9 protein-coding genes are annotated in these 11,577 nt (G+C 50.1%); 4 read left to right on the top strand and 5 right to left on the bottom strand.

Annotated features, from left to right (window positions below; translation table 11 throughout):
* From A8B84_RS06640 to A8B84_RS06630, 3 genes are all read left to right on the top strand, one after another.
* On the top strand, window positions 1–2,847 hold the full coding sequence (locus tag A8B84_RS06640; protein ID WP_058340664.1) for a BPTD_3080 family restriction endonuclease: 2,847 nt from the start codon (window positions 1–3) through the stop codon (window positions 2,845–2,847).
* A 37-nt stretch (window positions 2,848–2,884) separates the two neighbouring features.
* On the top strand, window positions 2,885–3,871 hold the full coding sequence (locus A8B84_RS06635) for a hypothetical protein (RefSeq protein ID WP_058340665.1): 987 nt from the start codon (window positions 2,885–2,887) through the stop codon (window positions 3,869–3,871).
* A 311-nt stretch (window positions 3,872–4,182) separates the two neighbouring features.
* Window positions 4,183–5,586: an RNA-directed DNA polymerase gene (locus tag A8B84_RS06630; protein ID WP_138103027.1), complete on the top strand. Its 1,404-nt coding sequence runs from the start codon at window positions 4,183–4,185 to the stop codon at window positions 5,584–5,586.
* A gap of 63 nt (window positions 5,587–5,649) precedes the next feature.
* On the opposite strand, the gene A8B84_RS21470 is transcribed toward A8B84_RS06630, so the two are convergent.
* Both A8B84_RS21470 and A8B84_RS06625 read right to left on the bottom strand, forming a co-directional pair.
* On the bottom strand, window positions 5,650–6,177 hold the full coding sequence (locus tag A8B84_RS21470; RefSeq protein ID WP_138103029.1) for a hypothetical protein: 528 nt from the start codon (window positions 6,175–6,177) through the stop codon (window positions 5,650–5,652).
* Window positions 6,170–8,179, bottom strand: a complete 2,010-nt coding sequence (locus A8B84_RS06625) for a hypothetical protein (protein ID WP_064227458.1) — start codon at window positions 8,177–8,179, stop codon at window positions 6,170–6,172. Before A8B84_RS06625 ends, A8B84_RS21470 begins: the two co-directional genes overlap by 8 nt.
* Window positions 8,180–8,278: 99 nt before the next feature.
* Here A8B84_RS06625 and A8B84_RS06620 point away from each other — a divergent pair, with 99 nt between their 5' ends.
* Window positions 8,279–9,202 (top strand): viperin family antiviral radical SAM protein, encoded by a 924-nt coding sequence (locus A8B84_RS06620; protein WP_058340668.1) that lies wholly within the window; start codon window positions 8,279–8,281, stop codon window positions 9,200–9,202.
* Between the two features lie 312 nt (window positions 9,203–9,514).
* Here the strand turns inward: A8B84_RS06620 and A8B84_RS22135 are convergent, their stop codons facing one another.
* From A8B84_RS22135 to A8B84_RS21465, 3 genes are all read right to left on the bottom strand, one after another.
* Complete coding sequence (locus tag A8B84_RS22135) at window positions 9,515–10,408, bottom strand: protein rep (protein ID WP_064227459.1); 894 nt, start codon at window positions 10,406–10,408, stop codon at window positions 9,515–9,517.
* 198 nt (window positions 10,409–10,606) lie between these two features.
* Complete coding sequence (locus A8B84_RS21255; RefSeq protein WP_082640916.1) at window positions 10,607–10,792, bottom strand: AlpA family transcriptional regulator; 186 nt, start codon at window positions 10,790–10,792, stop codon at window positions 10,607–10,609.
* Between the two features lie 170 nt (window positions 10,793–10,962).
* Complete coding sequence (locus A8B84_RS21465; RefSeq protein WP_138103031.1) at window positions 10,963–11,409, bottom strand: hypothetical protein; 447 nt, start codon at window positions 11,407–11,409, stop codon at window positions 10,963–10,965.
* Window positions 11,410–11,577: the final 168 nt, after the last annotated feature.

The following is an 11,577-nucleotide window of genomic DNA, read 5'->3' as shown; positions in this document are numbered from 1 at the left end:
ATGGCAGATAAACCGAATTCCCTGGTGATCAATTCACCTTATGACAAGCCCAACCAATACTGGTCTCAGGACGATAATGGTCGGGTTGCTGGGGTAGTTGAGGGTCGCAGGCCTGCCGCCTATGAGCTTTATGACCCCCGCAACAACACCAGACGGGTAGAGGAACTGGAAACGGTCAACCGGATCCGCCAGCGAGTCGATGAGTGGCGTGATGCCGGTTGGCCTGGCGTAACTAGCGTATCCCGGGAGTTGCTCAACCACTGGTATTCCCGAGGTGAGTGGGATCCCGACTCAAAACGTTGGAATGGCGGCCCGAGACCATACCCGTTTTATTATTGTCAGCTCGAAGCGATCGAGTCCTTGATCTGGTGGTTGGAGGCTCCGGAGGAATACCGTCAAGGCATCTTCCTCCAAGGTGATGGCGGGCCGTGGGAGCGTATCTGCAACAAGATGGCCACCGGGTCTGGTAAGACTTCTTTGATGGCTCTGATCATTACCTGGCAAACCCTCAATGCCGTCACCTATCCGAAAGACAAGCGTTACTCCAAAGCCATTTTCGTAGTGGCCCCTGGTCTGACGGTCAAAAGTCGACTTCAGGTCCTTAACCCAGGCAATGAAAGCAACGTCTACGACGAGTTTGTTTTGTGCCCTAACGAAGCCATGCGCCAAAAGCTGAACCAGGTATCGTTGGTGATCGAGAACTGGCATAGCCTGATGCCCCTGAAGGAACAAACTCGTTCTGTAGTGAAAAAGGGTAAGGAAAGTGATGAAGCTTTCACCCGCCGGGTATTGGGCAAGCTGGCTTCCTTCAAAGACATTCTGGTCATCAATGATGAAGCCCATCATGCGTACCGCCAGAAAGCTGAAGTGAAGGTCAGCAAGAAAGAAGCGGAGGAAATGGGGATCGATCTGGAGGAAGCCACTCGATGGATTGAGGGGCTGGACCGTATTCATAAAACCCGCCGTATTCGTCGCTGCTTCGACGTGACGGCGACGCCGTTTTCTCCCACCGGCAAAAAGAATACTGAGAAAGGGCTCTTCGAGTGGATTATCTCGGATTTCGGGTTGAACGATGCGATTGAGGCGGGGTTGGTCAAAACGCCTCGAATCGTGGTCCGGGATGATGCATTGCCTGATGCGAAGACCTACGCCAGCAAGCTCTACCATTTGTATCGCGATGACGCTGTAAAGCAGGACCTGGCTAGGAAGGCTCAGCCGACCGATCCGCTTCCGGATCTGGTCCAGAAAGCCTATGCGATTTTGGCCTATGACTGGAGGGAGACCGCGAAGAGCTGGGAAGAAAACGGTCATACCATTCCGCCAGTGCTGCTAACGGTCTGTAACCGGACGGAAACGGCTTCTCGTATTGAGCATTTTTTTAATAGCGGTGATTGCCTGATTTCTGGCACCCAGAACCCAAAGGCCACCTTGCGTGTGGACTCAAAGGTTTTGGAAAAAGCAGAGCGTGGTGAGAGCATCACGAAGGATAAAGATTACGTTGCTCGGCTTGAGGAAATTATAGAGGCATCCGGTTTGCCCGCAGACAAGAAAGAGGCCCTGCTGGCGGAGAAACAAGAAGACCAACTTCGGGCGTTGGTCGACACCGTAGGGAAGCGTGGCAAGCCTGGCCAGAACCTTGAGAACGTGATTTCGGTGGCCATGCTGTCCGAAGGTTGGGATGCAGCCAACGTAACTCACATCATGGGCCTGCGCGCGTTTAGTAGCCAGCTTCTTTGTGAGCAGGTGATTGGACGAGGCTTGCGTCGTGTCGCTCACGACATGGACGAGAGCGGTAAGTTTATTCCGGAGTACGTAAATGTGTTCGGTGTGCCGCTTTCGATATTCCAGGAAGTCGGTGAGGGTGGCGAAACGCCTCCTCCGCCGAAACCGAGTGTGCGTGTTGAAGTGGAGCCAGGCAGAAACCACTTCGAAATACGCTGGCCCAATATTGACCGCGTTCAGACCGTTCTGAAACCTGAACTGAAGATGGATTGGAGCGAGGTGGAGCCTTTGACCCTGGATCCCGCTCAAACACCGCTCAACGCTGAGATTGCCCCTGCGTTGACTGGTATTCCAAACCTTGCGCAGGTCTCTCAGATCGACCTTGAGAAGGCTGTAGAAGACTTCCGCTTACAACACCTGATCTTCCGGGCTGCACGAAAGCTGTTCCTGAGTAGTAGCGACGGTTTTGAAGGAGACAAGCAGTATCTGGCGGTGCAGCTGATTCGAATTGTTGAGCAATTTCTGGAGTCAGACAAACTCGATATCCCGAGCCTGTGGCATCAAGACCCGGTGCGCCGCAGACTGTTGTTTGCTTTGAATATGGACAACGTGGTTACCCATGTAAACCGCTTCGTGAGCAAGCAGAACGTTGAGCGCCTGGAGGCGTTGTTCGATGAGCAACAGCCTATTGGCGCGACCTCACAAATGCGCCCGTGGCTGACTACCAAACCCTGTCGGCCGACCGAGCGTTCACAGATCAGCCATGTAGTGTATGACAGTACCTGGGAAAAACCGGTGGCAGACATCTGTGAGAAGGATGAGTCGATTCAGGCTTGGGCTAAAAATGATCATCTCGGCTTTAAAGTTCGATATCTCTGGAATGGCTCATCCCGTAACTTTGTGCCCGACTATCTGATTCGACTTAAGAACGGACAGACTCTGGTTCTTGAAGTAAAGGGCCAGGATTCAGAGCAGAACCGGGCCAAGCGTGCAGCGATGGATACATGGATCAAGGCGGTTAACGAGCAAGGTGGGTTTGGTTCCTGGTGCTTTGATACCGTGTTCGATCCTAGCCAGGTTAGGGATGTGATTGGCGCTCATTCCAAGCAGTCTACTTCTGCTTGATATTAATGGATACAAACGGATAGGTAAGGCAGTACGCATGGAATTGTTCAAGCGGGGTAAAAGACGGCTTGTTGGGCGCTACGATATACCGGAAGAGCTCTGGTGTTCAGTATCCTCAATGATTCACCTGCCTCCCATGTTGATTTCTTCATGGACAGGCCTCCTCAAGAAGCATGGACTGCTCGATAAGGCCAGACAACCTGCGCCAAAAAAGTTAATCGGTGGTTTGACTGAGAAGGAATCTAAAGATCATCTGACGTGGCGATTCACCGGTTCGTCAGCGAGGGTATCGATGCTAATGCTCGATCCAAAAGGAAAATTAGATGATATCTCTGACGCTTTTTATCAAACGTTTTCCGGTAATCGCGTTTTTATCGCTGATATTCCCGCAGGTGCAGGGGCGTCCATTCTCACAGTACTGACAACTCTCGCAGAGCTTCGCAAGCAAGAACGTATTCCGAGGAACCCTCTGACAGTGGTGATCCTTGCTGGAGAGATTTCAGAGTTCTCCAGAGGTTACGCGAACTCGATGCTGCAGAGTGTCAAAAAAGATCTGGCAGATCAGGCTATCACCATTGAGCCTCACATAGTGCCTTGGAATGCCTTGGATGCATTCTCGACGACGAACTTGGTTCGAAAAATGACCCTCCACTCTCAAAACGCAGCTGCCCGAATGGTTATTTTGGCCAATTTTTCCGGCTTTCTAAATTCGAGTAGTAATTGGAAGAAAGCCAAACCACAGTTCGAAGAGATTTTCAGGCACAGCACCGACGAAATCTTTAGTACAGCAATTTGGATCGAGCCAGGAAAAAACGATGTCACTAGTGAATCCGGCTTTTTGGGCAAAGTAACTAAGTGGTTCAAGGATAATTTCCAAGTCGTCTTCGGCAATGGCAGGAACGCGAAAGATATTGGTTTTGCTTCCTCGACGAGTCAGTTTAAGCATCCGCTGAAAGACCATGACGTTCGCTCCAATCTAACCGTTGTTCGATTCGATTTGCCGGAAGTAGGTGGTGCGGAATGAGGGCTCAGACTCTGGCACTGCGGGCTATCAACCAGTATCGACGGAGAGATACGCTAGCCTATGTTGGGCTGCGATATTTTCTAAATAACCGGTGTGCCCGCAGAGATCGGTGGGCGAATGAGATAGCGACGCATTTGGTCCGGACCCGGAGCAACGCCCCTTACTTCGGATCCCAGCATTTCAAGGAGGTGGATGATGAGGGGGAAGTTCTTCATAGACGAATAGATATACCCTCTCCCACAGAGATGTACGCCGAAGCTGCTCTGATCAATCGATGTGCTGCGGAACCTCCCTTTCAAGCCCGGTCTTGTGTGTATAGCTATCGCCTTCCTCAAAATGGCTCGGAAGACGGCATATTCGAGCCATACTTTAATGGATTTCGGGAGCGACATCGATCAATTGCAGCGGCGAGCCACGCTGATGACGTCGACTTTCTTTTGTACACAGATATCAAGAAGTTTTACCCATCAATCAAGATAGATAGGGCTCAGGAAGTATGGAAGAAACGCAGTGAGCTGGCGGGCCTTGAGCCGGGTTGGATTGAGCTAGGGGAAAGAATAATCCATGACCATGGTTTGATCTCAGAGCGTGCGGGGACGCAGGGGATTTTGACTGGGCCTGCCTTCAGCCACTTCGTCGCAAACTTGGTAATGGATGAAATCGACCAAAAGATGGAGTCAGAATTTCCGGGTCACTATTGGCGTTACGTGGATGACGTTGTAATAGCAGGTACGAAGGGCAGAACCGCGGATGGAAGGCATCGCCTCTCTGAATTGCTGGGTGAACTTGAACTCGAACTTCATACCGGGGATAAAGACTTTAGGGTTTCAGCCTCGACTTGGTTAGAAGGAGAGAATGATTTCTCAAGTTCAGATAGCGGTCTTTGGATGGAGCTCGTCTCGAATATAAAAAAGCTGCTCCTTTACAAGCCAGGACTGAAAGCTGAGCTTCATCGGGCTTTTTCAGACAATGGAATTCGCCTCCCCCTCTTGGATTACGAAAGCGCCGTTGCCGAGTCATCTTTTGTTGAACGGACATACGACTGGGCTCGTCGATATAGCTGGGCAAGAAGGCGGATTCGGGAAATCTCGGTAGCATCCCTGGTACGCCAAGCATTACTGGCACGGAGTAATTATACCGAAGCTCTCGATAGCCATTTGGAACACGTGCCCGCAAGTGGCTTTGGACGAAAACGGGCGATCCCAAAGCTTCGTTATTTTGCCGGCAGACTGATTTACCTTCTGCCGGACGACCAGCTGCTAGCAATGGCTGGAAAGCTGGACGAGCACCCAGAGTTATTTCTCATCTCTCGGGTCAGCAGAGCAATCGCCACAAGAGATGTGACCGAGGTTTTGAATCTGGGAACGAATGCCGTCAATGCAGCAGCTCAAGTACTCCGGACCGGGAGGTACCAAATAAGTTGCAATGCTGAACGATTAGGCGAGGTGCAAAGTCAAGGCGCGGCGATGCTAGTTATAAATGGACTCAGACTTGATGGGATTGATGGCCATCGGGCTCCAATCAATGATTTTGCAGAGTGGAAACCTGGCTCCGACTTAATGAGTAGTGAGGAGCCATTCGTACAGGAGCTAGCCTGTTTACACGGAGCTTATCCAGATTCACGACACACCGAAATGCTCGATACGGCATTTGATAGGGATGAACAGCTCGCCTTTGACGTCATCACACAGTTGCAGGAGTCGAGCTATTTTTGAGGTGAGTAGCCACTTTTGAAAAGCCTTGCCGCTTTGCCGACTGACACAGACGTAGCGTATTCGCTATCGCTCTGAGTCGATATTGAACCATGGCCGCCAGGTACCAATTAAAAGGTCCTCTTGGAAAAAACGTTCGGCAACAGCATTCTCTCCAAAATCAGTGCGATAAGAGAAACCCACTGACGATTCAATGATTTTTAGTGGGTGTTTCTCATCGGGAAAGATGTGCTCAATGCCCCAACGAAGCTGGCATGAGGTGGTGTTCGGGGCAACTTTTCGGTTTTCTCTCTCGGGTTTGTGTAGTTGTCCTGGGCATCCCCTTTTCAGATGAAGTGAAAATCGCCTACGAATGTTTGTGGTTTTGCCCACGTAAAGGCACGGGAACTTCAAGTATTTTGGCCACCAGTTTTCGTATCGTACCGTGACGCCTTTCCCTCCGGGACCTTTAAGAACAATAGAACGGTTAGAGTTTAAAAGCGTTTCCCTGTTACCAATCCACCAAAACGCGTAAATACCGGCGACATGTGGCAAATCGATTTTGCGTCCTGAACAAATTTTTGTAATCGATGTAATGTCGCTGAGGTCATGCATCGCTTGGTTGAACTCCGTTGAGACTGAGTCTTGGTACGCCTGCATAGGGCTGATAAAGGCACTCCCAGAAATAGTCTTTTGCTTTATTGGCCAGCTCCTCGGTAGAAGGCAGGTACCATGGAGCAGGGGTTTCAAGCCCGCCGTAGTTGATAATCGATAGCGTGTATTGGTCACAGGCGCCTGAGTTGAAACCCCGATAGAGCCCGCTTGCGAAGACTGCGAGGGCATCTCTCGCAACTTCTCCTCGCAAAGTTCCGAAGCCTTTAACACGCAGCTCATCAAGTGCCTGGTCGAATTTCGCTTTTGACTCTTTTAGGTGGTTTTTCGCTAGTTCATGTTTCGCTTCGAGCTGGCGTATGACGGGGCTAAGGTTTTTCTCTGTTGAGGTTCGCTTGATTCGGCGGAACAGAGCATCTGCAAGATCTTGAGCATCCGTGGGGCGGTTTCGTTTATCTGGATCATTTAGCAATTGTGATAACAAAGCAACGAGTCCGTAGGCGTGTTCCAGGTCGGTGCTTGCTATATCCACCATTCTCCATGCTGCGGCCCTCCGCACGGGCAATGAGATTGTGTTGGAGTTAATAACGCTGTTGAGGGCAGGCCAGTTTCGAGTGCGGTTGATACCTTGATATAAATCGCCATCTTTCGTCGCAGTATTCAACCGATGGCTTTCATCATGATCTATCTGGCATGACATCAAAAGTTCAGACTTTCGCTTGTACAGTGCAGCGAATTGCTCTTTGGAGCAGCCCATGGGTAGCTCATCCTCAACGGCATCGTCTTGACCTAACCACATTAATCTCTTGTTTAATTGATTTGCGAGAGAGTGGAGGCTGCCACTTAGCTTATTCAGCGACAGAAATGTTGTGTGAGCTTCCAGAGGATATCGTTCTTCTATCGACTTGATGAACAGCTCGTATTCGTTTCGCTCATCCTCGGATTTCCTGCAACTATCAATTGTCAGGTTGTATGCAATCTGAAAAATGGAAACTACCTGGATCGCAGGGTTGATTGAGGGGTTGGGTAGTTTCTGCGCCTCTTTTGGGACTCCGATGGCTCCTGCAAGCTTAAAATACGTGGCTTGAAATGCCCTGGCATAGAGAAGACGTTTGCGGATGGTTCGCGTGTCTGGAGTGTGATAGCGCCGGGTAAGGTGGTAGCAAAAGTACTCTTTCTCTGCGGTCCCCGGCTGTGGGTTTTCCAGGAGTTCTTTGACTGTTGCCTCAGGAATCGGGGTTTCGATACTCAACACTTTGGCTGACAGACCCTTTTGATTTACGAAAGCCTTTGCTCTGTTAAAGTTGTCGTTTAGGCTCTGGTTGTCATCCCAATCGAAAGTGCCGTTGAAGGGAAGATTCAGTCTGCTGTTAAAGAGCTCCAGGATTTTGTTGACTCCAGGGGTGCTTGTCGCGGCATGCCAGTTCCGTAGCGTTTTACGAATGGCTCTAAAGTCTGCGGCCGTATCTTTCTCTCGGCCCGTTATGGTGAGGGAGTTGGAAAGGACCTGAGCAAGCTCGTCCAGCGAACATGAGAGTGAGTCTAGAAGCCAATTCAGAACTTGGGTAACCGGCATTGTCAGTTTCACATCGCTTTCCGACATTACCGACGGAAGAAACCAAAAGCGCCCTCCAGACATTCCGGGATCAGTTTTTTGGACTGAGTCCCAGAACGCAAGGTGCCTGCCAAGGCCTGGAGCGTAGACGTGTGTCGCCATCAGCCAAATGATGTGTCTGGGTATTGAATGTGAAACCCATATGTTACGTTCGAGAAAGTTATTGACTTCGGACCAACGAAAAAAGAGCTCTCGGGCTTGTAACTGAGCAACTTCATCCAAGCCGAGAGCGGACAAAATCTCATCTACATAATCTTCTGTCGTCTTGAGCTGGATGTTGCTCTGCCTGCGAAGTTGCTCGAACTCTTTTCTTTTTTTGTCGGCTGGTCCTGCCTGGAATACGTCTCGAATGAAGGCTAGGACTGACTCTTTCGAGGGAATATTGCTCAAAACTGCTTCCATCCATGGGGCGGGAAAGCGTTTTCCACTAACCCAACCAACCTAAATTTATTGTTGGCTCTCATTTCGTTAAACCGAGGAGAGTCAACGATGCTGTACTACAGTGCTCACGATCCGAAACAGCTAGTTATCAACTGGCATCTGACCGAAGCCTGCAACTATTCGTGCCGTTATTGCTACGCGCATTGGCAGCGCGATCAAGATGTCAAAGATCTGATCCGCCAAGAATATCAGATACATCAGCTGTTGTTGGAGCTTCGGGAGTTCTTCGATCCGATCAATTCGAGGAATCCTTTGGCCTGGAAAATGGCTTGGGCCAATACGCGGTTGAATATCGCGGGAGGAGAACCTCTATTGTTTCCCTCTGTTGTCGAAGAGACCGTCAAGTTCGCGAGTAGGGTAGGGCTGAAGGCCTCCCTGATAACGAATGGGTCGCTTCTCACTGAGCGGATTGCTCGCAGGATCGGGTCGGGCTTAGAGGTCCTTGGTATCAGCATCGATTCGGGCGATGCCCTTAGTAATCAGCTCATTGGCCGCCTGAACTCAAAAGGGGATTTTCTGGATCTCAGGCAGCTGCAGAGTGCTGTCGACGCGATTAGAGAACGAAACCCTGCAATCAAGATCAAGCTCAACACCGTGGTAAATCGGGTGAACTGGGAGGATGATTTTTCGGATCTGATCAGCCTGTTGCAACCGGATAAGTGGAAGATACTCAGAGCTCTGCCGGTTACAGATCGGTCCATGACCATCAATGAGAAGAAGTTTCAGTCGTTCGTGGAGCGCCATTGGCGTTATCACCGGATTGCCGTTGTTGAGGACAATCAGGACATGGTTGAGTCCTACATCATGATCGATCCTCAGGGTCGCTTTTTCCAGAACTCGCCATGTTCAGCAGGATATAAGTACAGCCAGCCAATTCTGGAGGTTGGTGTTCAGAAAGCTTTTGAGCAGGTGAACTTTAATCCGGAGCGGTTTCTCTCTCGGTATTCGAATGAAGCCGGAGGTACCGTATGAAGTTCTCTTCGGATAAGGACATTAATCTGTATACAAAACACCTCGTTCGTGATGGCTGGATATTCAAACGGGGTCGAAAGCATGGAAAATTGTTCTCGCCGGATTCGCGGGAAATGGTGGTGATTCCATCGACTCCGAGCAAGAGAAGATCTCTTCAGGAGATGCTATCCACTGTGAGCAGAATAGAGCGCCGGCGCTAGAGGCACCTAACTGAAGTCAGTGGATTTGAGCTCTACCAGTATCTACCCCGGTCTATGGTAGATACTGGTCTGGACTACTTTATCCGCGATCAGATTAAGACGGGGGAATCGGTCAAACAGAATAATAATATCCACTTCGATGGTCCCAACGGAACGTCGGTCCCTGCAACGCTTGCCGTAGGGGCGGAGAGCAATCAGCGTCGACTACGTCTTCGCTGTTGAGATGCTGCGCAATATCGCTCAATACTCCCGATGTCTGAATGAGTCGCTCCCCTTTAAGTTGCTGAGTAGTGGATATCAGCCATCTAGCGTCTGGTACTCCGGCTCGTGCTTTCGTTGAATAGCCAGAAACTGCAACGACTTGGGAGCGGATTTGGTCTGGAGTGCCCTGTAAACGCTTTACCTCTAGTCTTGGTAGATAGCCCTCCTGCAGTGCCTGGCCCCACGCATCGCGCCACCGCTCTTCTGACAAGTAGTTTTTGCCCTCAAACATAGAGGGCCTAACTAGCAATAAGCAATGAAAATGCGGGTGCGCTGTATCGGGCTCTTCCTGCCCGACATCAACCTCGGTATAGCGAATTGCACCCAGTACGTTTTCTCGCCAGAACTTCCTTCTCGTCAAGCGCTTGAAGGCTTTCGCCCTTCTTTTCAGCGTTTCTCGGAGATTCCACGTCTGACAATTTCTCGCTGTAAGTGTGAGGAAAAGCCACTTTCCGTCGGCAAGTCCGGGATTCACGTCAAAGAGCCCGTGCATTTTGGCTCGAGCCCTATCTGATCGTCGCCATTGGCAAATGGGGCATTGTCTATGTTGGCAGTAGAACGTTATCGGCTTAGTTTTAAATTGATCGCGGGGAGTGATGAGTACTTGTTCAGCGCATTCCAAGATTCGTTTACCCGCGCTTTCAGTTAGAGGGTTGCTGAGTAAGATTCGACCAACCTGCTCTGCTTGGCGTTTGAGAGTGGTGAGGTGTTCAAGAAGCGCGTCGTTATTGTTAAGAAAGGTCATTGGTTAGGCTCTCATGCGGTGATACGGATTTATCTGACTGAAATGGTGAAATAGGGCTTCATCATGCTTTTTTTGCGACGAAACCCTTCGGATTATTGGTGTTAGGTATTGATATGTAATGTTTTTCGGATGTTCAGTAGTTGCCTAATAATAGATATTTAGATGGAAGACTTGGTGGGTTGTGTACGCTTTCCTGGTTCAGGCGTTATCTCGCCTTCGGATGGCGTGCTTGATCCATGTCTGAACCTCGGATTCAACCCAACCGACAGAACGGCCTCCGAGAGGCACCGGTTTTGGGAAAGAGCCCTCATCGACATATTTGTAAATTGTCGAACGGGCGAGACCGGTATAGCTGATGACATCTTGCAGTCTGAGGATTCGCATGTGGATTCTCCGAAACAGTTGCGTTCAGAGTATTGCCAAACCCTGTAAGAAATGATTGGACGCCGATGTCGTTCTATGGATGGTGGTCTGTCGGGGTCGGTAGGTCTCGCTCTAGCTGTGTAATGTTCTCAGAGGACCGGAGTGGATGAATGATCATGCTGGGGTTGCTCTTACCCGAGACCAAAACGACGCAAAATGGCGCTTTCAAGCGAATGGTGGCTAAACTCTGTACGGGTCGATAGGTGAGGTTGGTCCGGATTGATAGCAATATCAACGATGCTCGACTTTTCAGTGGCATCGCAAATGGACTCTACTGCGAAGTATTTGCTGCCCGGAAGTTGTGTCATTGGGTTCAGCTTGCCGGGAGGGTGATGTAGTAAATAACTCGTTCCTCGGCTATTGAGGCTAGCTATGAGGTCCCGCCTTTCCTTTGCCATCTGCCAGGCGAGCTGATAAAGAACATTCAGCAGTGATGTGCGAGCTTCATCCTCGCCCTCAAATAACTTTTTTGGTGCAACAGAGGCGCCAAAATATTGCTCCTGGATTTGTTCGTCCACAGTAAGGGTGGCTGAAGAAAGCGTCTCACCCAACTCTGATAAAATCTTCGATGCCGTCATTTCCAGCTCGAACTGAAGTCTTGGGGCAAGACGATAAGGATCGGCCTCAATTAGTCGCGACGCGAATGAGTGAAATTTCTTAGGATCGTAATCGATCCTAAGATCTTCGAGGCCTCTCTGAGTTTGGCAGAGTGATTGGAGAGAATTCCCACCAGATGTCCTGGCAAG

The organism is Marinobacter sp. EhC06 (genome assembly GCF_001650915.1).
GTDB lineage: Bacteria > Pseudomonadota > Gammaproteobacteria > Pseudomonadales > Oleiphilaceae > Marinobacter.
This window is presented reverse-complemented; position numbering and strand designations above follow the sequence as displayed.